Annotated in this window: 24 protein-coding genes, 4 tRNA genes and 2 pseudogenes; 14 read left to right on the top strand and 16 right to left on the bottom strand. The window is 67.4% G+C overall.

All coding sequences use genetic code 11. The annotated features are described in order from the left end of the window. Window positions 1–6 precede the first annotated feature (6 nt). The gene (locus tag ABID41_RS15115; RefSeq protein WP_331932031.1) at window positions 7–789 is read right to left on the bottom strand and encodes an NAD kinase; all 783 of its coding nucleotides are present in this window, start codon (window positions 787–789) and stop codon (window positions 7–9) included. 33 nt (window positions 790–822) lie between these two features. Further along, window positions 823–1,857, bottom strand: a complete 1,035-nt coding sequence (locus ABID41_RS15110) for a DUF2336 domain-containing protein (protein WP_354297933.1) — start codon at window positions 1,855–1,857, stop codon at window positions 823–825. A gap of 101 nt (window positions 1,858–1,958) precedes the next feature. Here ABID41_RS15110 and glpK point away from each other — a divergent pair, with 101 nt between their 5' ends. Continuing rightward, window positions 1,959–3,458 (top strand): glycerol kinase GlpK, encoded by a 1,500-nt coding sequence (glpK, locus tag ABID41_RS15105; RefSeq protein ID WP_354297932.1) that lies wholly within the window; start codon window positions 1,959–1,961, stop codon window positions 3,456–3,458. Here glpK and ABID41_RS19365 read toward each other — a convergent pair. Together ABID41_RS19365 and ABID41_RS15100 are read right to left on the bottom strand one after the other, a co-directional pair. Next, a pseudogene (locus ABID41_RS19365) lies at window positions 3,455–3,553 on the bottom strand (PEPxxWA-CTERM sorting domain-containing protein); the annotation flags it as partial. The gene glpK and the pseudogene ABID41_RS19365 sit on opposite strands and share 4 nt — an antisense overlap. Before the next feature lie 15 nt (window positions 3,554–3,568). Beyond that, a pseudogene (locus ABID41_RS15100) lies at window positions 3,569–4,036 on the bottom strand (CHRD domain-containing protein); the annotation flags it as partial. Between the two features lie 196 nt (window positions 4,037–4,232). Here ABID41_RS15100 and ABID41_RS15095 point away from each other — a divergent pair. The 3 genes from ABID41_RS15095 (at window position 4,233) to ABID41_RS15085 (ending at window position 9,578) form a co-directional block, all read left to right on the top strand. Further along, window positions 4,233–5,003 carry a class II aldolase/adducin family protein gene (locus ABID41_RS15095; protein ID WP_331933019.1) on the top strand — a complete coding sequence of 257 codons (771 nt, stop codon included), beginning with the start codon at window positions 4,233–4,235 and terminating at the stop codon, window positions 5,001–5,003. A 247-nt stretch (window positions 5,004–5,250) separates the two neighbouring features. Beyond that, on the top strand, window positions 5,251–6,423 hold the full coding sequence (locus ABID41_RS15090) for an efflux RND transporter periplasmic adaptor subunit (RefSeq protein WP_354297931.1): 1,173 nt from the start codon (window positions 5,251–5,253) through the stop codon (window positions 6,421–6,423). Further along, window positions 6,423–9,578, top strand: a complete 3,156-nt coding sequence (locus ABID41_RS15085) for an efflux RND transporter permease subunit (protein WP_331933024.1) — start codon at window positions 6,423–6,425, stop codon at window positions 9,576–9,578. The genes ABID41_RS15090 and ABID41_RS15085 overlap by 1 nt, the downstream gene beginning before the upstream one ends. A gap of 182 nt (window positions 9,579–9,760) precedes the next feature. Here the strand turns inward: ABID41_RS15085 and ABID41_RS15080 are convergent, their stop codons facing one another. Further along, window positions 9,761–10,306, bottom strand: a complete 546-nt coding sequence (locus ABID41_RS15080; protein ID WP_331933021.1) for a c-type cytochrome — start codon at window positions 10,304–10,306, stop codon at window positions 9,761–9,763. A 37-nt stretch (window positions 10,307–10,343) separates the two neighbouring features. Next, window positions 10,344–10,814, bottom strand: a complete 471-nt coding sequence (locus ABID41_RS15075) for a YaiI/YqxD family protein (protein WP_354298078.1) — start codon at window positions 10,812–10,814, stop codon at window positions 10,344–10,346. A gap of 125 nt (window positions 10,815–10,939) precedes the next feature. On the opposite strand from ABID41_RS15075, the gene ABID41_RS15070 reads away from it, so the two are divergent. The 3 genes from ABID41_RS15070 to ABID41_RS15060 all read left to right on the top strand — a co-directional run bounded on the left by ABID41_RS15070 (window position 10,940) and on the right by ABID41_RS15060 (window position 13,848). After that, window positions 10,940–11,015 (top strand) — tRNA-Thr (locus ABID41_RS15070). Window positions 11,016–11,075: 60 nt separating this feature from the next. Then, a complete protein-coding gene (locus tag ABID41_RS15065) occupies window positions 11,076–12,365 on the top strand; it encodes an MFS transporter (protein WP_331933022.1) in 1,290 nt (429 codons plus the stop codon). Between the two features lie 70 nt (window positions 12,366–12,435). Further along, complete coding sequence (locus tag ABID41_RS15060; RefSeq protein WP_354297930.1) at window positions 12,436–13,848, top strand: amidase; 1,413 nt, start codon at window positions 12,436–12,438, stop codon at window positions 13,846–13,848. Here ABID41_RS15060 and ABID41_RS15055 read toward each other — a convergent pair. From ABID41_RS15055 to ABID41_RS15040, 4 genes are read right to left on the bottom strand one after another with little or no spacing between them, the layout of a single operon-like run. Beyond that, window positions 13,845–14,630, bottom strand: coding sequence for an ABC transporter permease (locus ABID41_RS15055; protein WP_354297929.1), 786 nt, complete (start codon window positions 14,628–14,630; stop codon window positions 13,845–13,847). The two genes, ABID41_RS15060 and ABID41_RS15055, sit on opposite strands and share 4 nt — an antisense overlap. A gap of 49 nt (window positions 14,631–14,679) precedes the next feature. After that, window positions 14,680–15,576 (bottom strand): ABC transporter permease, encoded by an 897-nt coding sequence (locus ABID41_RS15050; RefSeq protein WP_354297928.1) that lies wholly within the window; start codon window positions 15,574–15,576, stop codon window positions 14,680–14,682. Continuing rightward, window positions 15,573–16,736, bottom strand: a complete 1,164-nt coding sequence (locus tag ABID41_RS15045) for an ABC transporter ATP-binding protein (RefSeq protein ID WP_354297927.1) — start codon at window positions 16,734–16,736, stop codon at window positions 15,573–15,575. The genes ABID41_RS15050 and ABID41_RS15045 overlap by 4 nt, the downstream gene beginning before the upstream one ends. A 12-nt stretch (window positions 16,737–16,748) precedes the next feature. After that, window positions 16,749–17,849: a polyamine ABC transporter substrate-binding protein gene (locus ABID41_RS15040; RefSeq protein WP_354297926.1), complete on the bottom strand. Its 1,101-nt coding sequence runs from the start codon at window positions 17,847–17,849 to the stop codon at window positions 16,749–16,751. 83 nt (window positions 17,850–17,932) lie between these two features. Between ABID41_RS15040 and ABID41_RS15035 the strand changes: the two genes are divergently transcribed. Then, a complete protein-coding gene (locus tag ABID41_RS15035) occupies window positions 17,933–18,286 on the top strand; it encodes a DMT family protein (RefSeq protein ID WP_331931952.1) in 354 nt (117 codons plus the stop codon). 77 nt (window positions 18,287–18,363) lie between these two features. Continuing rightward, on the top strand, window positions 18,364–20,181 hold the full coding sequence (gene metG, locus ABID41_RS15030) for a methionine--tRNA ligase (RefSeq protein ID WP_354297925.1): 1,818 nt from the start codon (window positions 18,364–18,366) through the stop codon (window positions 20,179–20,181). Here the strand turns inward: metG and ABID41_RS15025 are convergent. The 4 genes from ABID41_RS15025 to rlmB all read right to left on the bottom strand — a co-directional run bounded on the left by ABID41_RS15025 (window position 20,178) and on the right by rlmB (window position 23,554). Beyond that, a complete protein-coding gene (locus ABID41_RS15025) occupies window positions 20,178–21,047 on the bottom strand; it encodes a PhzF family phenazine biosynthesis protein (RefSeq protein WP_331931954.1) in 870 nt (289 codons plus the stop codon). The genes metG and ABID41_RS15025 overlap by 4 nt on opposite strands. A gap of 78 nt (window positions 21,048–21,125) precedes the next feature. Then, complete coding sequence (locus ABID41_RS15020) at window positions 21,126–21,611, bottom strand: FxDxF family PEP-CTERM protein (RefSeq protein ID WP_435530023.1); 486 nt, start codon at window positions 21,609–21,611, stop codon at window positions 21,126–21,128. A gap of 299 nt (window positions 21,612–21,910) precedes the next feature. Continuing rightward, complete coding sequence (locus ABID41_RS15015) at window positions 21,911–22,639, bottom strand: YjbE family putative metal transport protein (protein ID WP_331931956.1); 729 nt, start codon at window positions 22,637–22,639, stop codon at window positions 21,911–21,913. Between the two features lie 78 nt (window positions 22,640–22,717). Next, window positions 22,718–23,554, bottom strand: a complete 837-nt coding sequence (rlmB, locus tag ABID41_RS15010) for a 23S rRNA (guanosine(2251)-2'-O)-methyltransferase RlmB (protein WP_435530017.1) — start codon at window positions 23,552–23,554, stop codon at window positions 22,718–22,720. Between the two features lie 52 nt (window positions 23,555–23,606). Between rlmB and ABID41_RS15005 the strand changes: the two genes are divergently transcribed. The 3 genes from ABID41_RS15005 to tuf all read left to right on the top strand — a co-directional run bounded on the left by ABID41_RS15005 (window position 23,607) and on the right by tuf (window position 25,046). Continuing rightward, a tRNA-Tyr gene (locus ABID41_RS15005) sits at window positions 23,607–23,692 on the top strand. Between the two features lie 56 nt (window positions 23,693–23,748). Next, window positions 23,749–23,822: transfer RNA gene (locus ABID41_RS15000), tRNA-Gly, on the top strand. 33 nt (window positions 23,823–23,855) lie between these two features. Continuing rightward, window positions 23,856–25,046, top strand: coding sequence for an elongation factor Tu (tuf, locus tag ABID41_RS14995; protein WP_354297917.1), 1,191 nt, complete (start codon window positions 23,856–23,858; stop codon window positions 25,044–25,046). A gap of 75 nt (window positions 25,047–25,121) precedes the next feature. On the opposite strand, the gene ABID41_RS14990 is transcribed toward tuf, so the two are convergent. Together ABID41_RS14990 and ABID41_RS14985 are read right to left on the bottom strand one after the other, a co-directional pair. After that, on the bottom strand, window positions 25,122–25,871 hold the full coding sequence (locus ABID41_RS14990) for a CVNH domain-containing protein (protein ID WP_354297923.1): 750 nt from the start codon (window positions 25,869–25,871) through the stop codon (window positions 25,122–25,124). A gap of 90 nt (window positions 25,872–25,961) precedes the next feature. Then, window positions 25,962–26,144 carry a hypothetical protein gene (locus ABID41_RS14985; RefSeq protein ID WP_354297922.1) on the bottom strand — a complete coding sequence of 61 codons (183 nt, stop codon included), beginning with the start codon at window positions 26,142–26,144 and terminating at the stop codon, window positions 25,962–25,964. 239 nt (window positions 26,145–26,383) lie between these two features. On the opposite strand from ABID41_RS14985, the gene ABID41_RS14980 reads away from it, so the two are divergent. Both ABID41_RS14980 and secE read left to right on the top strand, forming a co-directional pair. Next, window positions 26,384–26,459, top strand: a tRNA-Trp gene (locus tag ABID41_RS14980). Between the two features lie 66 nt (window positions 26,460–26,525). Then, window positions 26,526–26,834: a preprotein translocase subunit SecE gene (gene secE / locus ABID41_RS14975; protein ID WP_331931899.1), complete on the top strand. Its 309-nt coding sequence runs from the start codon at window positions 26,526–26,528 to the stop codon at window positions 26,832–26,834. Window positions 26,835–26,836 lie beyond the last annotated feature (2 nt).

Here is a 26,836-nt window from a genome sequence, read left to right as displayed (position 1 = left end):
CCGGAACTAAACGGAAAACTGCTCCGCTAGCACGCGTTCCTCAAGGCTGCGGCCGGCGTCGAACAGCATGTGCAGGGCGACGTCGCGGTTTTCCTCGACATGCACCTTGGCGACGTCGCGCACTTCGAAGTTGTCGGCGACCGCGCTTACCGGCCGTTTGTCGGCTTCCAGGATGTCGAAGGTCACCCTGGCGGTGTGATGCAGCAGCGCCCCGCGCCAACGGCGGGGCCGGAAGGCGCTGATCGGGGTCAGGGCCAGCACCTTGGCGTCGAGAGGGATGATCGGGCCGTGGGCCGAGAGGTTGTAGGCGGTGGAGCCGGCGGGGGTGGCCACCAGGGCGCCGTCGCAGGAGAGCTCGGCCAGCCGCACCTTGCCGTCGATGGAAATCCGCAGCTTGGCCGTCTGTCGCGTCTGGCGCAGGAGCGAGACCTCGTTGATCGCCAGAGCGCGATGGGCCCGGCCGTCGGTGTCGACGGCGGTCATGGCGAGGGGGTGGATGATGGCGCGTTCGGCGGCGTTGATCCGTTCGAGCAGCGCGTCCTCGCTGTAATCGTTCATCAGGAACCCGACCGAGCCGCGGTTCATGCCGTAGATCGGCCGGCCGTTCTTCAGGTTCTCGTGAAGGGTCTCGAGCATGAAGCCATCGCCGCCCAGGGCGACGATGACCTGGGCGGCCTCGTCGGGGGCCTGGCCATAGCGGGCGATAAGCGCGGCCCGGGCCTCCTGGGCCTCGGGGCGGTCGCTGGCGACGAAGGCCAGCCGGGTGACTAAAGGCTCAGGCTTGGACATGCGCCGGCAAAAGTCCGCGAAACCGCGCGTCCGTCAACCGGCGTTGACGGCCTGACGGAAGGCGGCGCCGGCAATGTGAGCGTCGAAGGGGCCAAAAGCGCCGTTGGCGCGGCGTGCGCCCTCCTGCCCGCCGCCGGGCGCCCCGGCGTTGAGCTGGCGGACCATGGAGAGGATCGCGGGGAAGGCGCTGCGGTCGATGCCGACGGCCGCGCAGGCCAGGCCCAGCAGCTCCGGCGCTTCGGAATCCACCGCCTGGCGCACATGGCTGGCCTGGAACCCGCCGAGAGCGGCGAGGGCGGAAAGGAAGAGGTTGAGACGGCCCTCCTTGAGGGCGCGCAGCAGGTAGCCGGGGCTGAGCTGGCCGGCGGCGGCGAGCTTGGCGATCAGCCGGCGCTCCATCTCGTCGCGGCGCTCGGCGGAGGCGGCGGCGGGCGCGGCTTCCGACGGCAGGTCGAACCGCCGCTCCAAGGCCTGGCGCAGGGCGCCGCCCGACCAGGCGTGCAGCCGGCGGGCCAGCCGCTCGTCGAGGGCAGGGTGGCGGGCGAGGGGACAGCGCAGGGAGACGATCTGTTCGGAAGCCTCGACCAGCAGGGCCATGTCGTGGGCGCTGAGCCGCACCTTCATGTTGCCGGCCAGGGCGTTGAGGACCGCCGGCTCGCCCCGTTGCAGGATGGCGGCGACCACGGCCGGGCCGATCGCCGGGCGGCGGGCCACCTCGACCTGATGTTCGATGTCGCCCTCGGCCAGGACCTCGATCAGGTGATGGTCCTGCAGGGCGGGGCTGGCGGCGATGACCGGCTGGGCGATCTCGATGGCGTCGAGCGCCAGGGGCATCATCAGGCCCGGCGTCGCCCAGCGGGCGGGAGCGAGGCGGCGGGCGATGCGCCGGCGCACCGCAGGCTCGGTCTCGGAGACCAGGGCGGCGAGCAGAGACTGGATAGGGGGCGAAGCCTGGGCGCGCGCTGAGGCGCAGAGCTCGGCGATCGACAGCAGAAGACGCTCGCGATCGCCGGCCTGGGGGCCGCGCGCGAGAGAGATCAGCTTGTCGGTATCGGCTGCGAGGCTCAAATGGGCGTCCCTGCACGAGCGCCGAATCTGCGCCGCCGGGATGAAAACATGGTTACCGGAGCTTGACCATATCGGCCGACGGCCGGTCCAGTGGAGGGGATATGAGCGAACCGCTGATCTTGAGCCTGGACCAGGGGACCACCTCCACCCGGGCGATCCTGTTCGACGCCAAGGGCGCGCCGATCGCCGAGGCCGGGCGTCCGCTGGAGCAGTTTTTCCCACGCGACGGCTGGGTCGAGCACGACGCCGAGGAGATCTTCCAGGCCTGCGTGGAAGTGCTGCGCGAGGCGGTGGCCAAGTCGGGGCGGCCGATCGAGCAGGTGACCGCCATCGGCGTCACCAACCAGCGTGAGACCGTGGTCATCTGGGACAAGGCGACGGGCAAGCCGATCCATCGGGCCATCGTCTGGCAAGACCGGCGGACCGCGGAGACCTGCGAGCGGCTGCGTGCGGCGGGCAAGGAGGGGCTGGTCACCAGCATCACCGGCCTGCTGCTCGACCCCTATTTCTCGGGCACCAAGATCGCCTGGCTGCTGAACGAGGTGGAGGGCGCGCGGGCCCGGGCCGAGGCCGGCGAGTTGCTGGCCGGCACCATGGACACCTGGGTCATCTGGCGGCTGACCGGCGGCAAGGTCCATGCCACCGACGCCACCAACGCCTCGCGGACCATGCTGTTCGACCTGAAGGCCCAGGCCTGGTCGCCGGAGATGGCGCAGATGCTGGGCGTGCCGACCTCGCTGCTGCCGGAGGTCAAGGACTGCGCGGCCGATTATGGCGACACCGAGCCGCAGTTGCTGGGGCGCGCCGTGCCGATCCGGGGCGTGGCCGGCGACCAGCAGGCGGCGCTGATGGGGCAGGGCTGCATCCGCGCCGGTGAGATGAAGGCGACCTACGGCACCGGCTGCTTCCTGCTGGTCAATACGGGCGAGCACCTGGCGCCGTCACGCTCGCGGCTGCTGACCACCGTCGCCGCGCGGCTGGGCGGACGGACGACTTACGCCCTGGAAGGCTCGATCTTCATCGCCGGGGCGGCGCTGCAGTGGGTGAACAGCGGTTTCGGCGTCGAGGGCGGCGGCGCGGGCGTGGAGAAGCTGGCTCGCACGGCGAGGGAGGAGCACGGCGTGGTGCTGGTCCCGGCCTTCACCGGCCTCGGCGCGCCCTGGTGGGACGCCAACGCGCGCGGGGCGTTGTTCGGGATGACCCGTGACACCGGCCTAGCCGAGATCGCCCATGCCGCCTTCGACGCCTGCGCGCTGCAGACGCGGGACCTGATCGAAGCGATGCGGGCCGATGCGCCCGGCGCGTTCGGCAAGGACGTAGAGTTGCGGATCGACGGGGGCATGTCGCGCAGCGCCTGGTTCAGCCAGAGGCTGGCGGACCTGACCGGCATAGCCGTCGGCCGGGCGAGCTATCTGGAAACGACCGCCCTCGGCGCGGCCCTGTTCGCCGGCATCGGGGCCGGGGTCTATGCGGACGCGACCGAGGCAGCCGCCGCCCGGCCCTCGACCGAGCGGCTGGAACCGGCCCTGAACACCCACGCGCGGGAGGCGGCCTATGCGCGCTGGCTCGACGCCGTGGCGCGGGTGCGCACCAACGCCTAGGCGAACGCCGGGGCGCGACGCCGCCGCAGGATCGCGCCGGCCGCGCCGAAGCCGACGATCATCAGCGCCCAGGCTTGGGGCTCGGGCACGGCCGAGAAGCTCCCGCGGATCTCGCCGCCGGGGAAATTGCTGGTGTGGATGTTAAGATAGGCCGTGCCGTTGGCGATCCCCGACAGCAGGGCGTCGCGGGCGGTGGTCAGGTCGCCTTGCGCGGTGACGAAGGCCGGGTTGTAGGTCGAGGCGAGCGTCAGGTCGAAGGTCTGGTTGTAGGTTCCGGAAGTGGCGTTCGGGAACCCGACGAAGCTCGGCAACTGCGTCGCCACCCCGGCCGAAGGCGTGGTGCAGCAATGGATGTGCGAGGCGGTGGCTGGGGCGGTCAGGCCCGAGAAGTTCACCGTCAGGGTCAGTAGATCGCCGTCGACGACAATAGTTGCGTCGCCCGTTGCGGGGCTGGCGTTCGGCGGAACCTCGTTCGCGCCGGAGAGGACGGTCTTGTAGACGGTCGCGGCTTGGGCGGCGCCGGCCAGGCCCGCGAAGCAGGCGGCCACGGCGAGCGTCTTGAGGGGCAAGCGAAGCATCTGAACCTCCAGGGGATTTGGAACGACAGACAGCCAAGGCCGGCGACTATCGCGCGAAGCTCCCAGAAGCGATATCGCCGTTATCTGAATGATCCGCCGCGGTCGCGCCTAAGTCAAACGCGCCGTGCTTGACGCTGCCCCGCCGGAGGGCGAGTCTGCCGGCCAACGATCAACAAGAGTTCGAAGGGAGGTCGCCATGGCCGATGGTTCGCTGGCGGGCGTCAGCTCGCTCAAGGGGAAGGTGAGCGCCGAGGAGTGGCAGGCGCGTGTGGACCTGGCCGCGCTTTATCGGCTGGTGGCGCTCTACGGGTGGGACGATGCGATCTACACCCATATTTCGGCCCGCATCCCGGGCCCGGAGCACCAGTTCCTGATCAATCCGTACGGAATGTATTTCGGCGAGATCACCGCCTCGTCGCTGGTGAAGATCGACCTGGACGGCAACATCCTTCAGGAGACGCCGTACTTCATCAATCCGGCGGGCTTTACGATCCACTCGGCGATCCACGCGGCGCGTGAGGACGCGCATTACGTCATGCACCTGCACACCGACCAGGGCGTGGCGGTCGCGGCGCAGAAGGAGGGCCTGCTGCCGCTCTCGCAGCACGCGCTGATCATCGGGACCATGCTGGCCTATCACGACTACGAGGGAATCGCCCTGAACCTCGACGAGCGCGAGCGCCTGGTCGCGGACATCGGTGACAAGAAAGTGATGCTGTTGCGCAATCACGGCACCCTTGCCGTCGGGGAAACCGCGGCCGAGTGCTGGATCAACATGTTCTACTTGGAGCGCGCCTGTAAACAGCAGGTGATGGCGCTTTCCGCCGGGCGCGAGAATGTCCTGTTGGCGCCGCAAGCTGCGCAGGACGAAGTCAAGAAGCAGATGTCGCGTGGCCTGGGCGGAAAACTGGCTTGGCCTGGCGCGCTTCGTCAGCTCGATCGCGCGCTTCCAGGCTACGACGCCTGAGGTTGTTCTTAAGGACTGGCTAAGGCGGGCGTCCGGTAACGGGCGCCCGTTTTCTTTGCAAGCCCGTGTTAATACCGTCAGTGGTACCTGGGCATGGGTCAAGATGCGTACGGCGGGCGTTCTATTTCAGCGGTGACATGAGGAGCCATCGTTCTGTCACTGGACGGCGCCTATGTCGTCGCCATAAGACCCACACCGATTCATGATCATCAAAACTCCATTTGGAGCCGGCTGGAGTTCGCTCAACTTGTTACGACGCCACTTCTTTCTCGTCGGCGCCATCGTGGTCCTTGGCCTCATGGTCCTGGCTGGGGGGGCGAAGCTCGCCCTGACCCGAGGCGGCGGTCATGGCGGTCCTGCCGCAGCGTCTCAGAAGGGCGGTCCGGGCGGCCCCGGCGGAATGGGCGGCGCGACGCCGGTCACCCTGGCCCAGGCTCAGTCGAAGGTCTTCGTGGATACGGTCGATGTCATCGGCATGGCCAAGGGCCGGCAATCGGTGACCCTGACCGCTGCCACGACCCAGCTCGTGGATCGAGTGCTGTTCACCGACGGGCAGTCGGTTCCCAAGGGCGCCGTGCTGGTGGAGCTGAAGGCCACCGAACAGAATGCCGACATCGCCCAGGCCCGCGCCCGGATGGTGCAGGCCCAGCGCGACTTCGAACGCTGGAAGCAGCTCGCCGCCCAGGGCTTTGCGGCCAAGGCCGCCCTGGACGAGAAGGAAGCGACCTACCTGGCCGCAAAGGCTGACGTCGTCGCCGCCGAAGCCCGCGAGGGCGACCGGACGATCCGGGCGCCGTTCGCCGGCGTGGTCGGCCTCACCGACATCGCGCCGGGCGCCCTGATCAATCCAGGCGCGCCGATCGTGACGCTGGACGACATCAGCAGCGTGCGCGTCGATTTCCAGGTGCCGGACCGCTATCTGGCCTCCATCCATGAAGGCCAGCCGATCAGCGCGCGCATCGACGCCTATCCCGGCGAGGCCATCCAAGGCCGCATCCAGAAGCTGGACACCCGGGTCAACGAGCAGACCCGCGCGATCACCGCCCGCGCCGAGTTTCCCAATCCCGATCGCCGGCTGAAGCCCGGCATGATGCTGCGGGTCTCGGTGGCCCAGGGCCAGCGTCAGGTCGTGGCCGCTCCGGAAGCGGCGGTCTCGGTCCAGGGCGACGCCGCTTTCGTCTATGTGATCTCGAAAAGGGGCGATCAGACCGTCAGCGAACAACGTGCGGTATTGACCGGCGTGCGTCAGAACGGTCTCGTAGAAATCCGCGATGGCCTTCAGGCGGGCGAGCAGATCGTGGCGGATGGACTGAACAAGATCCAGCCAGGACAACCGATCCGGGTTCTGAGCACGGACGGCCGTCAGAAGGCGGCCGCTGACCTGCAGCCGGGAGCGCGCGACGCGCGACCCCGGGCATGATGCTCTCCGATCTCTCCGTCCGCCGTCCGGTGTTCGCCGCGGTCGCGGCGATCATCCTCTGCGTCATCGGTCTGGCGGCGTTCAGCTCGCTGACGGTGCGGGAACTGCCGAGCGTCGATCCGCCGGTCATCTCGATCTCGACCACCTATCGCGGCGCGTCGGCCGAAGTCATCGAAGACCGGATCACCGAGGTGATCGAGCGGCAGATCTCCGGCATCCAGGGGATCGACCGGGTCAACTCGTCTTCGCGTGACGGCCGCTCGAACATCAACATCTCGTTCCTGCTGGACCGCGACCTCGACGCCGCGGCCAACGACGTGCGCGACGCGGTCAGCCGCGTGGCGGCGAACCTGCCCGACCAGGCCGATCCGCCCCAGATCGCCAAGGCCAACGCCGACGCCTCGCCGATCGTGTTCATCTCGTTCGCTTCGGACACGATGAACCGCCTGCAGCTTTCCGACTATGCGCAGCGCTATCTGGTCGAACGCTTCTCGACCATTCCGGGCGTCGCCCAGGTCAATGTCGGCGGCAGCCAGCTCTATTCGATGCGGATCTGGCTCGATCCGGACGCCATGGCCGCCCGCGGCGTGACCGTCGACGACGTCGAGACCGCCCTGAACGCCCAGAACCTGGAACTGCCGGCCGGCTCGCTGGAAGCGCCCGACAAGGACTTCACGATCCGCGTGGCGCGCGGCTATTCGACGGCCGAGCAGTTCGCGCAGATGCCGATCAAGCCGGCCAACGCGCCCCAGATCGCCGCGACCGGCAACACCACGCCGGCCTATGTGACCCGCCTGGGCGACATCGCCCGCGTCGAGGAAGGGCCCGACGAACCGCGCCGCAGCTTCCGTTCGAACGGCCGCGACCAGGTCGGCATCGCCATCACCCGCCAGTCGCAAGCGAACGATCTGGAGATATCGCAGGGCGTGCGGGACATGCTGCCGGAGTTGAACCAGTCGCTGCCGAAGGGCACGTCGCTGGAGATCGCCGTCGACTACACGCTCTTCACCAAGCATGCGATCGAGGAAGTGTGGATCACCATGGGGATCTCGCTGGGCCTCGTGGCGCTGGTGAACCTCATCTTCCTCGGCACCTGGCGCGCGGCGCTGATCCCGTCGATCGTGGCGCCGATCTGCATCCTTTCGACCTTCATCGTCCTGGCGCCGCTCGGCTTCTCGCTGAACCTGCTGACCCTGCTGGCCCTGGTGCTCGCCATCGGCCTGGTGGTCGACGACGCCATCGTCGTGGTCGAGAACATCCAGCGCCGGATCGACGACGGGGAACCGACGATCGTCGCCGCCCAGCGCGGGGCCCGGCAGGTGTTCTTCGCGGTCGTGGCCACGACCATCGTGCTGATCTCGGTGTTCGCGCCGCTGATGTTCCTGCCTGGTTACATCGGCCGTCTGTTCGTCGAGCTGGCGGTGGCGATCGCCGCGGCGGTGGCCTTCTCGGCCCTGCTGGCGCTCAGCCTGTCCCCGATGCTGGCCTCCAAGCTGCTTCGCCCGGCCCATGGCGAGGGCTTCGTTGCGCGCCACGTGGACGCGGCCATGGACAAGCTGCGGAACTCCTATCACGCCTCGCTCGAGTTCATGCTGGGCCGCCGCGTGGCGACCATGGCGACGCTCGCCCTGGTCGTGGTGCTGGCGGCTGGGGCCGGCGGACTCTTCGCCGCCCTGCCTCGCGAACTGGTGCCGGAAGAGGACCGCGGCCGGGTCGACCTGAACCTCATCGGCCCGGAAGGCGCCGGCTACGACTACACCTCCAAGGCGGTGCGGCAGGTCGAGTCGCGCTTCGCGTCGCTGCTGAAGGAAGGGACCATCGACCGCTACCTGCTGGGCGTTCCGCGCTTCGGCGGCACCCAGTTCAACAGCGCGTTCGGCAACGCGACCCTGGCGCCGGACGCCAAGACCAGCTCGCAGGAACTGGCGGCCAAGCTGAACCAGGAGTTCTCGTCCATCACCTCGGTACGGGTGATCGCCTCGGTCCGTCCGGCGTTCCAGCGCGGCGGCGGCAGCGGCGGCAACAGCGTCGACGTGATCGCCGTGGGCGACGACTACGCCCAGATCGCGGGCTGGATCAAACCGCTGCTCAGCGCCGCCGAGGCCAATCCCGGCCTGGCGCGGGCGCGCCTGGACTACGAGCCGACCAGCCCGCGGGTCCTGGTCAGCGTGGACCGCGAGAAGGCCGCGTCGCTGGGCGTCTCCGCCCAGGCCGTGGGCCGGGCCCTGGAGAGCAACTTCGGGCCTCGCCAGGTCACGACCTACATCAAGAACGCCCAGGAGTACGACGTCCTCCTGCAGACCGACCGCGCCAAGCGTCAGACCGAACAGGACATCGGCAACCTCTATGTCCGATCTGCGTCGGGCCAGCTCGTTCCGCTCTCGACCCTGGTGACCACCGAGATTCGCGGCGACACCCCCGACCGCGCCCGCGTCGATCGCCTGCGCGCCGTCACTCTGACGGCCCAGGTGAACCCGGGCTATCCGGTGGGCGACGCCGTGAAGTTCTTCCAACAGGAAATCGCCAAGATGCCGCCTGGCCCGCAGGTGAAGTGGGGCAGCATGGCGCGCGACTATCTGGAAGCGGGCAGCGCCGTGGGCCTGGCCTTCGGCATGGCCCTGCTGCTGGTGTTCCTGGTCCTGGCGGCACAGTTCGAAAGCTGGATCCACCCGGCGGTCATCATGCTGACCGTGCCGGTTGCGGCGCTCGGCGGCCTGTTCGGCCTGCTGATCGCGGGTTCGACCATCAACACGTATAGCCAGATCGGCCTGATCATCCTGATCGGCATCGCCGCCAAGAACGGCATCCTGATCGTGGAGTTCGCCAATCAGTTGCGTGACGAGGGCCTCAGCATCCGCGAGGCGGTGATCGAAAGCGCCTCGCTACGCCTGCGCCCGATCATCATGACCTCCATCGCCGCGGCGGCGGGCGCTATCCCGCTGATCGTGTGGGGCGGGGCCGGCGGCGCCAGCCGCAAGACGATCGGGGTGGTGATCTTCTTCGGGGCGATCTTCTCGACCCTGCTCACCCTGTTCATCGTGCCGGTGTTCTACAACCTGCTGGCCCGCTTCACGAAGTCGCCGCAGGCGACGGCCCGCCGCATCGAAGCCTTCGAAGAGGCCGAGCAGGCGCGGGCCGCGAACGCGGCGGAATAGCATTCAGGAAAAAGCCTCCCCCTAGGGGGAGGCGAGTTGTCGGGGTGGCGCAGCCGCCGGCGAGGGGACGCCGCGCGGCCGGCGCAGGATCTCGGCTGACAGATGCAAGCGCAGCCTCGACGAGCGGATCGTGCGACCGAACCCAATTCTCGTCAAGGTTGCCTTTTTGCTGAATTAGCGTCTCACGGAGCCTTGTAGCCGGTTTCCAGCTTCAGGTAGGCGATGACGTCGATGCGGTCCTTCTCGGCCTTGAAGCCGGCGAAGGTCATTTTGGTGCCCGGCAGGAAGTCGCGCGGCTGAGCCAGCCACTTGTCCAGGTGCTCGGCGTCCCATGTGAAGCCGGCGTTCTTCACGGCTTCGGAGTAGTTGTAGCCCTCAAGGCTGCCGGCCTTGCGACCGAACACGCCGTGCAGATTGGGGCCGGTCAGGTTGGCGCCGCCTTCGGTGATCGTATGGCACGAGCGGCACATGGCGAACTTGGCCTTACCGTTGTCGACGTCGGCGGTGTTGTAGGGGGCGGGGAGGGCGGCCAGCGCTTTCGCCTTCTCCTCGTGTTCGGCCTTCTCGGAGGCTTCTTCCGCCGCCTCGGAAGCTTCGGGCGCCGTGGTGGTCTCCGGCGCGGCCGCCGTCGGCGCTTCAGGCGCTGCCGCCTTGTCGCCGCCCTGGCCGCATGCCGCCAACAGCGCGGCGCAGCCCCCCAACACAGACATCAGAACCACTTTACGCATGTGCTCGAACCCCTTTCGAAACGTGACCGCAGGCTATTCACCCCCCGCCGTCTTGCAAGCTCCGGCGCCGACGTTCTTTCTGAATTATCTGATCGAGGCTCTGGAGAAATTGCGATCTGTCGTTGCGGTCGAACGGCTTGGGCCCGCCCAGCATCTCGCCGGTGGACCGAAGCTGCTCCATGAGCGCCCGCTGGGCGATGGCCGAGCCGATGGAATTCTCGTCGAACACCTTGCCGTTGCCGGCCAGCGCATAGCCGCCGGCCTGCAGGGTGCGTTCGGCCAGCGGGATGTCGTTGGTCACCACGACGTCGCCGGGCTCGACCTGGCTGGCGATCCAGTCGTCGGCCACGTCGGGGCCGGCCTCCACGATCATCCGCGCGATCAGCGGCGAGGCCGGGATCTGCATGAAGGCGTTGGAGACCACCCAGGTCTTCAGTCCATAGCGGTGAGCGACCTTGTAGGTCTCGTCCTTCACCGGGCAGGCGTCGGCGTCGATGAAGATGCGGATGGGGTTCAAGCCTTGCGCCTCGTTTGCGGGCGGCATTCATAGGCCGCTAAGCCCGCCATGCGAAGCAGGCTTGGCAGGGCGGGCCGGGCGTGGCATCCGTCCGGTCCTGGCGCGCACGCCGCCACGCCGGCTTAGCTCAGTTGGTAGAGCAGCGGTTTTGTAAACCGAAGGTCACGGGTTCGAGTCCTGTAGCCGGCACCATGAAGTTTCACGCGGCGCCAGCAAGTTAGTGCGTCCCCCAGGGGGCGGGGGGAGGGACTGATGACCGACAGCGCGGCCGATCGCCGTCAACGCCTCAAGTCGATCATTGGAGGTTCCACCGGCAATCTGGTCGAGTGGTACGACTGGTATGTCTATTCGGCCTTCACCCTCTATTTCGCGCCGATCTTCTTTCCGGCCGGCGACCGCACGGCGCAGTTGCTGAACGCGGCGGCGATTTTCGCCGTGGGTTTCCTGATGCGGCCGATCGGGGCCTGGATCATGGGCGTCTATGCCGACAGCCGCGGCCGGAAGGCCGGCCTGACGCTCTCGGTGTCGCTGATGTGCGCCGGATCGCTGCTGATCGCGGTGACGCCGAGCTATGCGGCCATCGGCTGGCTGGCGCCGGCCATCCTGGTGCTGGCTCGGCTGATGCAGGGCCTGAGCGTCGGCGGCGAATACGGGGCCAGCGCCACCTATCTCAGCGAGATGGCGGGCCGTTCGCGGCGCGGCTTCTTCTCGAGCTTCCAGTATGTGACGCTGATCTCGGGGCAGCTCCTGGCTCTGTTGGTGCTGCTGGTCCTGCAGGCGGTGCTGACCGAGCCGCAGCTCGAGAGCTGGGGCTGGCGGATTCCGTTCCTGATCGGCGGGGTGCTGGCGATCGTGGTCTTCTATCTGCGCCGCGGGCTGGAGGAGACGCAGTCCTTCAAGAACGCCCAGGCGGCCGAGGCGCCGAAGTCGAGCAGCTTGGCGCTCTTCCGGCACTATCCGCGCCAGGCCCTCATCGTCATGGCGCTGACGGCGGGGGGGACGCTCGCCTTCTACGCCTACAGCACGTACATGCAGAAATTCCTGGTCAACACCTCGGGGTTCGACCGGGAGACGGCGACCGCCATCACCGCGGCGGCCCTGTTCATCTACATGCTGCTGCAGCCGGTGGCCGGCGCGCTGTCGGACAAGATCGGCCGCAAGCCGCTGATGGTGGGCTTCGGGGTGCTGGGCGTGATGTTCACCTGGCCGATCTTCACCAAGCTCTCGGTGACGGGCGACGCCTATGCCGCCTTCGGGATCGTGCTGGGCGCCCTGGTGATCGTGACCGGCTACACCTCGATCAACGCCGTTGTGAAGGCCGAGCTCTTTCCCGCCCACATCCGCGCCCTGGGGGTGGCCCTGCCTTATGCGCTGGCCAACACGATCTTCGGCGGCACGGCCGAGTATGTGGCCTTGTGGTTCAAGAGCCGGGGGATGGAGAGCGGCTTCTACTGGTACGTCACCGCGATGATCGGACTGTCGCTGGTGACCTATCTGCGCATGCGCGACACCCGCAAGCACAGCGAGATCCTCGAGCACTGAGGCGGGCGTCGCCCGAGGTTGGATTGCCGGCGTGGCTGTGCTCACCTGCTGCAAAAGCAGAGGGAACGCCATGAACTTCGAGGACTACCGCAAGCAAGACGCCGTGGGCCTGGCCGGGCTGGTCGCCAAGGGCGAGGTGAGCCCCTCCGAACTTCTGGAAACCGCCGTCGCGCGGATGGCGGCGGTGAACCCGAAGATCAACGCCGTGACCATGGACCTGACCGAATGGGGGCGGCAGGACGTCAGGCGCGACATCTGGGGCGGGCCGCTGGCCGGCGTGCCCTTCCTGCTCAAGGACCTGGGGGCGCAGCTTGCCGGGGCGCCGACCAGTGCTGGCTCGGCGGTGTTCAAGGACATCACCGCTCAGGCCGACAGCGCCATCGTCACCGCCTACAAGGATGCGGGGCTGGTGACCTTCGGCAAGACGAACACCCCGGAGTTCGGCCTGATGCCGGTGACGGAGTCGGCGCTGCTGGGGCCCTGCCGCAATCCCTGGGACCTGACCCGGACGCCGGGCGGATCGTCGGGCGGCGCGGCCGCTGCAGTGGCCGCCGGGATCGTGCCGGCCGCCCACGCTAGCGACGGCGGCGGCTCGATCCGCACGCCGGCCTCGGCCTGCGGGCTCTTCGGGATGAAGCCGTCGCGTGGGCGGGTTTCGTTCTCGCCGGCCGGGGAGGGATGGGGCGGGGCCTCGATCCAGCACGCGGTCACTCGTTCGGTGCGCGACAGCGCCGCGCTGCTCGACGCTGTCTGCACGCCCCAGCAAGGCGATCCCTACTTCCTGCCGGCGCCCGAGCGACCGTTCTTCGAGGAGGTCGGCAAGGATCCCGGCAAGCTGGCGATCGCCTTCACCGCCGCGGCCCTGGCCTCGGACGGCCTCGACCCCGAATGCGCCCAGGCGGTGCGGGAGACGGCCCGGCTGCTGGAGAGCCTGGGCCATATCGTCGAGGAGGTGAACGTGCCGGGCGACCTGGCGGCCATGCAGAAGGGCGCGGGCGATGTGATCGCCGCCAGCATCGCCGCGACCCTCGACGCCGAGGCCGACCGCCGCGGCCGCCCGGTGGGCGAAGGCGAGGTCGAGGCGCTGACCTGGGCCATGTATCAGCGCGGCAGGCAGGTCTCCGGCGGGGACTATGTGCGCGGGCTGGCCGCCGTCCACGCCTACGGCCGCGCGGTGGCGGGCCTCTTCAACAGCTACAATGTCTTGATGCTCTCGACCCTGGGCAGCCCGCCGATCCCGATCGGCCACCTGACTGAGGACGTGCGCGAGTACGCCAAGCGGCTGTTCGCCTTCATGCCCAACACCCAGGCCTTCAACAACACCGGCCAGCCGGCGATGAGCGTGCCGCTGGCCTGGAGCCAGGGCGGCCTGCCGATCGGCGTCCAGTTCGTGGCGGGGATGGGGAACGAGGCGCTGCTGTTCCGCCTGGCCGGGCAACTGGAGCAGGCCCGCCCCTGGTTCGACCGCGTGCCGGCGCTCTAGGCGGCTCGCCGGCGCATCTGGACGAGGTAAATGGCGATCACGCCGGTGGCGACCAGGCCGATCAGCAGGGTCGAGACGGCGTTGATCTCCGGGCTGACGCCCAGGCGGACCTGACTGTAGATCCGCATCGGCAGGGTCGTCGCGCCAGGACCGGAGGTGAAGCTCGCGATCACCAGGTCGTCCAGCGACAGCGTGAAGGCCAGCATCCAGGCGGCGGCGACGGCCGGGGCGATGTTCGGCAGGGTCACCAGGAAGAACGCCTTTACCGGCGGGCAGCCGAGATCCTGCGCCGCTTCCTCGAGCTGGCGGTCGAAGGCGGCCAGGCGCGCCTGGATCACCACGGCGGCGTAGCACATGGTGACGGTGGCGTGGCTGACCGTGACCGTCCAGAAGCCGCGCGGCAGGCCGAGTGAGACGAACAGCAGCAGCAGCGAAAGGCCGAGGATCACCTCCGGCATCACCAGCGGCGCGAACACCATGCCTGAGAACAGCGTGCGGCCGCCGAAGCGACCGGCCCGCACCAGGGCGACGGCCGCGAAGGTTCCAAGGACCGTGGCGATGGTCGCCGAGATCAGGCCGACCCTGAAGGTCACCCAGACGGCGTCGAGCAGTTGCTCGTTGCGGAAGAGGGCACCGTACCACTTGGTCGAGAAGCCGCCCCAGACCGTCACCAGCCGGCTGGCGTTGAACGAGTAGATCACCAGCAGCACGATCGGCAGGTAGAGGAACCCGAATCCGACGATCAGGGCGGCGATGTTGAAACCGGTCAGGCCGCGTTTCATGCTCCTTCCTCCCCTGCCTCAGCGGGGGAGGGGGACAACCCCGGCAGTTTCACTGTCCGCTCTCCATCAGCCTCGCCTGCTGGCGCTGGTAGAGGACGATGGGGATGACCAGGGTGAAGAGCAGGACGATGGCGACGGCGGAGGCGGCGGGCCAATCGCGGTTGGCGAAGAACTCGGTCCAGATGGTCTTGCCGAGCATCAGGGTCGAGGAACCGCCTAGCAGGTCGGGGATGACGAACTCGCCGACCATGGGGATGAAGCAGAGCAGGGAGCCGGCGGCGACCCCCGGCAGGGACATGGGGAAGGTCACCCGCCAGAAGGCCTCCAGGGGCGCGCAGCCCAGGTCGGCGGCCGCTTCCAGCAGATCGTCCTGCTGGCGCTCCAGCACCGCATAGAGCGGCAGCACCATGAACGGCAGGTAGGCGTAGACGAGGCCGATATAGATGGCGGTCTCGGTGTTGAGGATGCTGACCGCCGGCACGCCGATGGCGCGCAGGAAAGTGTTGAGCAGGCCCTCAGGCTTGAGGATGCCGATCAGCGCGTAGACCCGGATCAGGAAGCTGGTCCAGAAGGGCAGGATCACCGCCATCAGCAGGGCTTGGCGCAGCATGGGCGAGCAGCGCGACATGGCGTAGGCGAGGGGGTAGCCCAGCAGCAGCAGGATGAGGGTGGCGACGCCCGCGAACTTCAGGCTGGAGAGATAGGCGACCACATAGAGCCGGTCGGCCGTCAGCCGGGCGTAGGTTTCGAAGTCGAGGCCGGCGAGGAAGGCCTTCAGGCCGGTGAGCCCCGCCGACCAGTCGAGGCGCGGCGCATAGGGGGGCATGGCCAGGGCCGTCTCCGACAGGGAGAGCTTGGCGACCAGGAGGAACGGGAAGAGGAAGAACAGCCCCAGCCACAGCGCAGGCGCCAGTGCCGTCAGAGCTGTGCGGTTCGGGCGCTTCATCGGGTCAGCACCACGCCGGCGTCGCGGGCGAAGGTGAGCCAGACCTGATCGCCCCAGTCGACGGGACGTTCCACGAAGCGGGCGGCGTTGGCGCGGGCGGCGCGGACGGTGCGGCCGCTCTCCAGCTCGACCAGATAGGTGGTCCAGTCGCCCAGATAGCCGATGTCGGCCACCTTGCCCGCCAGGCGGTTCGGCCCAGGCGGCGGCGCGTCGAGATGGACCTGGATCTTCTCAGGCCGGACGGCGAGCCAAGCCGTGGAGCCCACCTTGAGGATGTCGTCCTCCACGATGTCGAAGCCTTGCGGCGCCTCGGCGCTGGCCATGCGGACGCTGGCCCCGTCGGCGTGCTGGGCCACACCTTCGAAGATGTTCACGTCGCCGATGAAGTCGGCGACATAGCGCGAGTTGGGCGCCTCATAGACATCGGCCGGGCGGCCGATCTGGACGATCTGGCCGGCGCGCATCACGGCGATGCGGTCGGCGGTGACCATGGCCTCCTCCTGGTCGTGGGTGACGATCAGGAAGGTCATGCCAAGCTGCTGCTGCAGGGCCATCAGCTCGAACTGGGTCTCCTCGCGCAACTTCTTGTCGAGGGCGGCCAGCGGCTCGTCGAGCAGCAACATTTTCGGACGCGGGGCGATGGCGCGCGCCAGCGCCACGCGCTGGCGCTGGCCGCCGGAGAGCTGGTGCGGCTTGCGGCGCGCCAGACCCTCCAGCCGGACGAGGGCCAGCATTTCGGTCACGCGCTCGGCGATCTCGGCCTTGGCCACGCCTTGGCGCTTCAGGCCGAAGGCGATGTTCTGCTCGACGGAGAGGTGGGGAAACAGCGCATAGGACTGGAACATCATGTTCACCGGCCGCTGATGCGGCGGCTTGCCGGCCAGGTCCTCTCCGGCCAGCAGGACGCGGCCCTCGTCCGGCGTCTCGAAACCGGCGAGCAGGCGCATGAGCGTGGTCTTGCCGCAGCCCGAGGGGCCAAGCAGGGCGAAGAATTCCCGCGGATAGATCGCCAGCGAGACGCCGGCCACCGCGGTCTCGCCGTCGAACCGCTTCACCACCTGATCGAACTCGACCAGCGGCTTGGCGGCCGGGTCGAGCCAGGGGGCGAAGGTCGAGCGGACCGCGCCGATGTTGAGGCGCGGACGCGAACGCTCGGTCATGTGGCCCTTGCCCTACTGGCCGGTCTGGACGCGGGTCCACATGCGCGTCACCTCACGCAGCAGAGCCTGGTCCTTGGTGGTGGTCACGAAGAGGCGGTTGAACACTTCCGGCGTGGGATAGACGTTCGGATCGCCCCGCACCGAGGCGTCGACCATCGGCGTCGCCGGCAGGTTGGCGTTGGCGTACTGGGTGTAGTTCGACGCCTTGGCGATGACCTCGGGCCGCAGCATGTAGTCGAGGAACTTGTAGGCGGCCTCGGGATTTGGCGCGTCGGCCGGGATGGCGAACACGTCGAACCAGACCTGGCTGCCTTCCTTGGGGATCACATAGGCGAGTTCGACGCCGTTCTTGGCTTCGGCGGCTCGGCTCTTGGCCTGCAGGACATCGCCGGAGTAGCCGACGGCGACGCAGATGTCGCCGTTGGCGAGGGCCTCGATGTACTCCGAGGAGTGGAACTTGCGCACGAAGGGCCGCGCCTTGACCATCATGTCGGTGGCGGCCTGGTAATCGGCGAGCGCCTTCGAGTTCGGATCCTTGCCCAGATAGTTCAGGGCCACGGCGTACATGTCTTCCGAGGCGTCGAGATAGTAGACGCCGCAATCCTTGAGCTTGGCGAGGTTGGCCGGGTCGAACACCACGGCCCAGCTATCGATCTTCACGCCGGGCAGGCGCTTGGCCACTTCCTTGACGTTGTAGCCGATGCCGATCGTGCCCCACATGTAGGGGACCGTGTACTTCTGGGCCGGATCGAACGGCTCCATGTGGGCCATGATCGCGGGCCAGAGGTTCTTGTCGTTCGGCAGCTTGGCCTTGTCCAGCGGGGCGATCGCCCGGGCGGCGATGTAGCGGGGCACGTTGTGGTTGGAGGGCGCGACGATGTCGTAGCCCGTATTGCCCTGCAGGACCTTGGTCTCAAGGATCTCGTTGGAATCGAAGGTGTCGTACTGCACCTTGATGCCAGTTTCCTTGGTGAAGTCGGCCAGAATCTGCGGGTCGATATAGTCCGACCAGTTGTAGATCTTCAGGGTCTGGTCCTTGCCGCCGCCCTGTCCGCATGCGGCGAGCGCCGCGCTCAAGGCCACTGCGGCCAGCGTCTTTGTCCATGCCCTCATAACGGCCCTCCCGCTTCCCCTGCGGTCAGCTTATAGGGCCATGGCGTCCGAGATTAAGCGCTAATGCGCAGGGGAACCCACCGATGCCCGTGAACATGGCGGCGATCGCTCCGATCCTGCTGCTGATCGCCTCCAACATCTTCATGACCTTCGCCTGGTACGGGCATCTGAAGGTGGAGCATCGGCCGATCTGGCTGCTGGTGGTGGCGAGCTGGGGCATCGCCTTCTTCGAATATTGCCTGGCTGTGCCGGCCAACCGCATCGGGCGGACGGTCTATTCGGCGGCCGAACTCAAGACCATGCAGGAGGTCATCACCCTAGGGGTGTTCGCGGTGTTCTCGGTCACCTATCTGGGCGATCGCTTCACCTGGAACCATGCGATCGGTTTCATGCTGATCGCCGCCGGCGCGCTCTTCATCTTCAAGGGGCCGATCTAGGTTCTGGACAGGGCGGCTATCGCGAACCATCTCTGGCGCCCTATAAGCCGCCGCTCCTCCTCATTACGAGAGACGCCATGACCCGCATCCTGATCACCTCGGCCTTGCCCTACATCAACGGGATCAAGCACCTGGGGACGCTCGCGGGCTCCATGCTGCCTGCCGACGTCTATGCCCGCTTCCAGCGCTCGCGCGGCCGCGAGACGCTCTACATCTGCGCGACCGACGAGCACGGGACGCCGACGGAGCTGGCCGCCGCCGAGGCGGGGCAGGACCCGGCCACCTTCTGCGCGGCCCAGCACGAGATCCAGCACGACCTGGGCCGCAAGTTCGGCCTGTCCTGGGATCACTTCGGGCGTTCGTCCTCGCCGCAGAACCACAAGCTGACCCAGCGCTTCGCCCAGCAACTGTGGGAGGCGGGCTTCATTGAAGAGCGCGTCACCCAGCAGGTCTATTCGAACGCCGACAAACGCTTCCTGCCGGACCGCTACGTCATCGGCACCTGCCCGCATTGCGGCTACACCGCCGCCCGGGGCGACCAGTGCGAGAACTGCACACGCGTCCTCGACCCGGCCGACCTGATCAATCCGCGCTCAGCGGTGTCGGGTTCGGACGACATCGAGATCCGCGACTCCAAGCACCTCTTCCTGCGCCAGAGCCTGTTCGCCGATCGCCTTCGCACCTGGATCGATGGCAAGAAGGGCCAGTGGCCGTTGCTGGTGACCTCCATCGCCCTGAAGTGGCTGGACGAGGGACTGCAGGACCGCGGCATCACACGCGACCTGGAATGGGGCGTGCCGGTGAACGCCTTCGAGTGGGGCCCCAATCCCGAGGGCAAGCTGCCCGACATCGAAGGCCTGGCCGGCAAGGTCTTCTACGTCTGGTTCGATGCGCCCATCGAATATATCGGCGCGACCTGGGAATGGGCCGATGCGCGAGCGATCGAGGCCGGCCGCGCGGGCGCAACCGATAGCGAGTGGGAACGCTGGTGGCGCGGGCCGGAGGCGGCGGACGTCACCTATGTGGAATTCATGGGCAAGGACAACGTGCCGTTCCACACGGTGGGCTTCCCCTGCACCCTGATCGGGCTCAACGAACGGCTGGGCGCGGACGGGACCTGGACGCCGGCCAGCAACGCGCCCTGGAAGCTGGTCGACCAGCTCAAGGGCTTCAACTGGCTGGATTATTACGGCGGCAAGTTCTCGACCTCTCAGAAGCGTGGGGTCTTCATGGACCATGCGCTTGAGCTGCTGCCGGCCGACTACTGGCGCTGGTGGGTGACGGCCAACACGCCGGAAACCTCGGACGCGACCTTCACCTGGGAGCAGTTCCAGGCGCAGGTGAACGCGGACCTGGCCGACGTCCTGGGCAACTTCGTCAATCGGATCATCAAGTTCACCGAGAGCCGCTTCGAGGGCGTGGTTCCCGGGGGCGGCGAGCCGGGCGAACTCGAGGCGCGGCTGTATGCCGACGTGGCCGGAAAAGTCGCCGAACTGACCGACCACCTGGAAAACCGCGAGTTCCGCAAGGCGACGACGGCCCTTCGGCAGCTCTGGGTCCTGGGCAACCAGTATCTCACCGAAGCCGCGCCCTGGACGGCGATCAAGACCGACGCGGCGCGGGCGGCGGTGGCGGTCCGCACGGGCCTGAACCTGGTGGCCCTGTTCGCCAAGGTGTCGGAACCGTTCATCCCGTTCACCAGCGAGAAGATCGCCCTGGCGGTCGGCGAGGCCTTCCCGGGCAAGTGGCCGGAGGCGGCGGACGGCGCGCAGATTCTCGACATCTTGCCGGCCGGCCGCACGGTCGCCGCCCCGGAAGTGCTGTTCAAGAAGATCGAGAACGATCAGGTCGCCGAGTGGCTTGAGCGCTTCGGTGGCCCGGAGGCGGCGGCTTAGTCGAGCGTCGCCTCGCCGCGGAACACCGGCACGCAACCGCCGCCCACGCGTGCATAGATCCCGCCCGGCTCGCGCCGGGCGGAGATGCGCAGGCGCGAGGGCCGGCCCATCTCGACACCCTGGATGACCTCCCAGGCGCCGGCGTCCTGGTCGCCTAGCGACAGCAGCAGGGCGGCGAGGGTGGCGTTGGCGCTGCCAGTCGCAGGATCTTCCACAGTTCCGGAGTTCGGCGCGAACATGCGCGCGCGCAGGCGGCCTTCGCCATCGTGGGCGTAGAGGTGCAGCGAGAGACGGTCGCCGAAGTGCGGATAGTCGCGAGCCGCCTGGCGGAAGACGGCCAGATCCGGCGCCGCCCGCGACAGGGCGTTGGGCATCACCTCCATGAAGACGAAGGCCACGCCCACCGAGGCTTCGATCGGGGCGTGGGCGGCCGTCACCACGTCGGCGGGTGAGAGGCCGGCGCAGGCCGCGGCCAGTTCGACGGGGAGGGGCTCGCCCAACTCAAGCGCTCTTGGCGCGGCGATGACCCCGCCGCCCTGCTCGATGGCCACGGCGACGACACCGGCGGTGACCTCAAGGCGCAGATCGTTTCCGTGGCCCATCTGCGACAACACCCAGCCGGTCCCGACCGATGGGTGGCCGGCGAAGGGCATCTCGGCGGTCCGGTTGAATATCCGCACCCGGGCGGTGTTGGCCGGATCCTCCGGCGGCAGGATGAAGGTTGTCTCCGAGAGGTTCATCTCGGCGGCGAGGGCCTGCATCTGCGCAGCGCTCAGGCCGCGCGCATCAGTGAACACGGCCAGCGGATTGCCGCCGAACCGGGTGTCGGTGAAGACGTCGAGGGTGACGAACGGGAAGGTGCTCATACGCCAGCCTTGCCATGAAAAACGCCGCCGATCGATTCGACCGGCGGCGTTCGATTGTCGTCCTGATCGGATCGGAGCTTAGGCCGCCGACGGGACCAGCTTGCGACGGTTGCGGACCATCGTGCCGGCGGCGCCGAAGCCGATGATCATCATCGCCCAGGTGGCCGGTTCCGGAACCGCGCCGGTCGGAGCGAAGGACAGTTGACCGCCGTACGAGCCGTTGCCGCCACTCCAGCCCTTGACGATCAGCTGTTGCGGACCGGCCACGATGGCCAGGTTGTCCAGGAACCGGGATTCCTTGTCGCCGACCTTCTCAATGTTGAACTCGACGCCATTCAGCGTGACCGACGAGAAGTTGATGTCGGTTTCGGCGACGTCGAAGATCAGCGACGAGACGATCGAAGCGTTGCTGACGCCGGCCGGCAGATTGAAGTCGAAGACGTGCGAGAAGTCGCCCGCGCCGATTTCATTGTAACCAAAGGCGCCGGAGATGGTGCCGGCCGGACCCGGCGCGGAAATGTTGATGAACTGGGCCGCGTTTGCAGCCGGAGCGACCATCAGCATGGAGGCCGCCATCGCGGCTCCCAGCAGTACTTTTTTCATAAGCTACCTCACCAAAAAAACGCGGAAGCCACAGAACCGGACGCGACAACGCGTCGCGCCCAATATGAGTAATGAGGCATTAACGGAGCGACCGGCGCGCGCGCAACAACGTTCGCGTGTGAGGTGAGCCATCGATACAAAATTTGATCGAACAGGCGCGACCACTCCTGTCCCTTGCAACAGAAGGGTTACAAACCGCGTCGGGTGAGTATGTCTCGGCGCCAGGCTCACCTGGAGGTGGTGGGCCTGGCCTTGGCCGGTCAGTGCGCCGGGGCGGGCGCCTTCGGCTGAATCTGCATGAATTCCGGGACGACGGCGTTGTAGGCGTTCATCTGGCCGAGGTCGCGGACCACGTCCTGGTGGCCTTGCCACATCATGTGCAGGGCGACGTAGAGGACGATCAGAAGGCCGATATAGCCGATCCAGCGGTAGCGGTGCAGCAGCCGGGCGATGAAGTTGGCGGCCACGCCCATCAGGGCGATCGAGAGCAGCAGGCCGAACACCAGGACGGCCGGATGCTCCCGCGCGGCGCCGGCGACCGCCAGCACGTTGTCCAGCGACATCGAAAGGTCGGCGATCAGGATCTGGAGGAAGGCTGACTTGAAGGACTTCGGCTGGGCGGCGATGACGGCGGCCGACGGCTCGGTGTTGGGGTCGTCGTCCAGGACCGCCTCGGCGGCGGCTTCGTCGGCCTGGGCCTGCTCGCGCAGCTCCCGCCACATCTTCCAGCAGACCCAGAGCAGCAGCAGGCCGCCGGCGAACAGCAGGCCGACGATCCCGAGGAGCTGGGCCGTGATCAGCGCGAACACGATCCGCATGGTGACCGCGGCGATGAGGCCGTAGAGGATCGCCTTGCGCCGTTGCGCGGGCGGAAGCCCCGCGGCCGCCAGGCCCACGGCGACGGCGTTGTCGCCGGCCAGGACCAGGTCGATCATCAGAACCGAGAAGAGGGCTGCGACGGCGCCGGGCGCAATAAGACTTTCGATCATCAAATCCTCAATGCGATAGGCGAGGCCGCTCTGCAACCGCCCAGGCAGAGAAAAGCGACCTTTCCCCTTTCAGCCTTTCTACGGTCGGGTACGGCTGGCCTCATAGAGCGCCACGGCCGCGGCGGCCGATACATTCAGGCTCTCGAATCCTCCGGGCATGGGAATCTTGGCCAGTTGGTCGCAATGCTCGGCGATCAGACGCCGCAGGCCTTCGCCTTCCGAACCCAGGACGAGCACCGTCGGGCCGCCGTCGAGGGCCTGTTCCAGATAGACGTCGGTGTGGCCGTCGAGGCCGACCGCCCGCCATCCCTGGTCGGCGAGGGTCTCCAGGGCCCGCGAGAGGTTCACCACGTGCGCGGTGGGGATCTGGTCGACTGCGCCGACCGCGGCCTTGGCCAGAGCCCCGGTGAGTTTGGGCGCGTGACGGTCCTGCAGGACGACACCCGCGGCCCCGAAGGCGGCGGCCGACCGCAGTATGGCGCCCACGTTCTGCGGATCGGTCACCTGGTCCAGCATGAGCAGCACCGCGCCGCGGCGCGGCTCGAAATCTTCCAGCGCCACCGAGTCCAGCGCCGGGATGCGCAGAGCGATGCCCTGATGGACGGCGCCTTGGGGCAGAACCTGCGAGATGAACGCCGACTCGACGACCTCCAGAGCCTTGGGGCGGCCGAATCGAGATTCGAGCTCCCTGGCGCGGTCCGGAGTCGCCAAAAGACGGATCGGCGCACTCCTTTTCCGATTGCCCAGAGCCGCCGCAACAGCGTGCCAGCCCCATAACCAGTCGTCTAAACCCTTGTCAGGCTTACGATCTGGCGATCTTTGGCCAGACTTTTTCGAACCTTTCCAGGGCGCGTTGCGTTCGCGAGGGGAGGACACTATAAGACGCGCTCCAAATCGGGGGCCGGACAGGTTCATCGCTCACGCGCTGACCACTTGTCCAGGCGTTCGATCTGGCTCCGAGCGCGCTGGGGGAATGTCCCGAGCGGCAAAGGGGGCGGACTGTAAATCCGCTGGCGTACGCCTTCGCAGGTTCGAGTCCTGCTTCCCCCACCACGCGTCTCGGAGCACAAACTTTAAGGAGACTGGCGCGACCCCGCGCATCTCAGCGGGCGGGTATAGCACAATGGTAGTGCAGCAGCCTTCCAAGCTGAGGATGCGGGTTCGATTCCCGCTACCCGCTCCAAATTCTTGAAATTCAACCGCCGGCAGGATCCCGATGGCCAAGGAAAAGTTCGAACGCAATAAGCCGCACTGCAACATCGGCACGATTGGTCACGTTGACCACGGCAAGACGACGCTGACGGCGGCGATCACGATGACGCTGGCGAAGACGGGCGGCGCGACGGCGAAGAAGTACGACGAGATCGACGCGGCTCCGGAAGAAAAGGCCCGCGGCATCACGATCAACACCGCGCACGTGGAATACGAGACGCAGAACCGTCACTACGCGCACGTCGATTGCCCCGGCCACGCCGACTACGTGAAGAACATGATCACGGGCGCTGCGCAGATGGATGGCGCGATCCTGGTGGTGTCGGCGGCCGACGGCCCGATGCCGCAGACCCGCGAGCACATCCTGCTGGCCCGTCAGGTCGGCGTGCCGGCTCTGGTGGTGTTCATGAACAAGGTCGACATGGTCGACGACGCCGAGCTGCTGGACCTGGTCGAGATGGAAGTGCGCGAGCTTCTGTCGTCCTACCAGTTCCCGGGCGACGACATCCCGATCGTGAAGGGCTCGGCCCTGGCCGCGGTCGAAGGCCGTGACCCGGCGATCGGCGAAGACCGGATCCTGGAGCTGATGACCCAGGTGGACGCCTACATCCCGCAGCCGGAACGTCCTGTGGACCTGCCGTTCCTGATGCCGGTGGAAGACGTGTTCTCGATCTCGGGCCGCGGCACCGTGGTGACCGGCCGTATCGAAAAGGGCGTGATCAAGGTCGGCGAAGAAGTCGAGATCGTCGGCATCCGTCCGGTCCAGAAGACCACCTGCACCGGGGTCGAGATGTTCCGCAAGCTGCTGGACCAGGGCCAGGCTGGCGACAACGTCGGCGTGCTGCTGCGCGGCACCAAGCGTGAAGACGTCGAGCGCGGCCAGGTTCTCTGCAAGCCGGGTTCGATCACCCCGCACACGAAGTTCGTGGCCGAGGCCTATATCCTGACCAAGGAAGAAGGCGGCCGTCACACCCCGTTCTTCACCAACTACCGCCCGCAGTTCTACTTCCGCACGACGGACGTGACCGGCATCATCCGCCTGAAGGAAGGCGTCGAGATGATCATGCCGGGCGACAACGCCGAGCTGGACGTCGAGCTGATCACCCCGATCGCCATGGACCAGGGCCTGCGCTTCGCCATCCGCGAAGGCGGCCGCACCGTCGGCGCCGGCGTCGTGGCCAAGATCGTCGAATAACGATCCAAACCACACACAAGACAATCAGGCCGCCGGAGACACCCTCCGGCGGCCTTTTTGCGTTCCGAAAGGCGGTCAGCGCACCTGCCGCATCGATGTGATCGCCTGTCCCAGGCCGAACTGGCGCAGGTCGCGGACGTCGCGGTCGAAGGTCTGGCAGCGACCGCGGAAATTCGAATCGACGCAGACCTGCCAGACGCCGCGCCCCTGGATGCGCAGGCTCATCGCACGGTCGTTGAACTGCCGCGGCAGGTTGGTGATCTCGCTGGAGGTCGAGAAGATCGGGTTCTGGAAGTCCGGTCCGCTGAAGAGGTCTAGCTGGCTGCGGCCGAAGCCTCCGCCCGGTCCCCAGCCGCCCCCGGGGCCGCCGAACTCACAGGCCAGGCGTCCATTATCGTTGCGGATGTCGAAGCGGCAGTCGCGGAAGCGGATGCTGCTGGTGGTCCAACGGCCGCGATTGTCCGGGCAGGTCGCGGTCAGGACGTTTCCGCTCACGCGCGCGTCGCGGCAGCTTTGCTGGAAGGTGCCGTTGGGAATGGCGCCGCCCCAGCCCGGCGCGCCGCTGTTACTGCAGCGTAGGCGGCCGTTGTTGTTCTGGATGTCGCCGCGGCATTGATCGAACCGCATGCTGCTGACGGTCCAGCGGCCGCGGGAGTCCCGGCAGGTCGCCGTCAGTGTGGGGCCGCTGACCCGGATGTCACGGCAGGTCTGCTGGTAGCTGCCGGGAGGGATGCCACCCCATCCGCCGCCCCACTGGGGGACCTGCGCCTGGGCCTGGCCGCCGAACGCTGCGGCCGCGATGGCGGCCACCAGATATGATTTCATCGTCGTCTCCCCGAATCGCAATGTCTTGCGCCCAAGCAGGGCAAGCGTAAGCACAGAACGCGCGGAGACGGCTTAGGTTTGCGACCGATGTCAGCTCGGCGTCGGCGGCTTTTTATGCGGCTCGCCGGTGGCCGGGTCGGTCCGGGTCTTGGACGTGGCGGACGAGCCCTCGGCGCCGGGCGGTTCGGTCGCGGGCCGGGGAGGGCGGCCGGGTTTCAGGTCTTCGTCGCGATTTCTCGCCTGATCGCTGGGGCGGGTTCCGGGGTCGGGCATGACGGCCTCCTCTTCACCTGGAAGAGGGAACGTCGCGGTCCTGGCTTCGATCCTCTCACGCGCGTGTCGCAAGCCGCCCGAAGAGACTTGAAATGCAGGGCGCTATGCGTCATACGCCTCCGTCCTACCCGACATTGTTGGAGTATGCCTTTCATAGCCGCCTGGGCGGACAATCGGTGCTTTAGCCGCTGGTTCGCAAACGGTTCGAGGCAGACTTCAGGAGTTCGGATGGGCCGCGTAGGAGTGTAGCTCAGCTGGTAGAGCATCGGTCTCCAAAACCGAGGGCCGGGGGTTCGAGTCCCTCCACTCCTGCCATTCACTATATAAGTACGCCGGGCGCGGAACGGCCGCCGCCCACGTAGAGAGAGTCATAAGAGCCTGATGGCCAGGAAACCGGGTTCTTCCCCGCAAGCGATGAAGAATCGCGCCGCCAAGACGGCCGCGGCGATCGCCCCTGCCTCGGCCCTGGCGCAGTCCGCGCCGGCCAAGAAGCGCGTGAGCCCCGCTCAGTTCTTCCGCGAAGTGCGCGCCGAAGCGCGCAAGATCACCTGGACCACCCGCAAGGAAACCTGGATCACCACCGTCATGGTCGGGATCATGGTCGTGCTGGCGGCGCTGTTCTTCATGGTGGTCGACTGGCTGCTTGGTACGGGCATGAACCTGCTGCTCAGCCTCGCGAACGGAGGTTGATG

Source organism: Phenylobacterium koreense (assembly GCF_040545335.1).
In the GTDB taxonomy this organism is placed as follows: Bacteria; Pseudomonadota; Alphaproteobacteria; order Caulobacterales; family Caulobacteraceae; genus Phenylobacterium; species Phenylobacterium koreense.
Note: the sequence above shows the minus strand (reverse complement) of the source record. Positions and strands in the feature narration are given on the sequence as shown.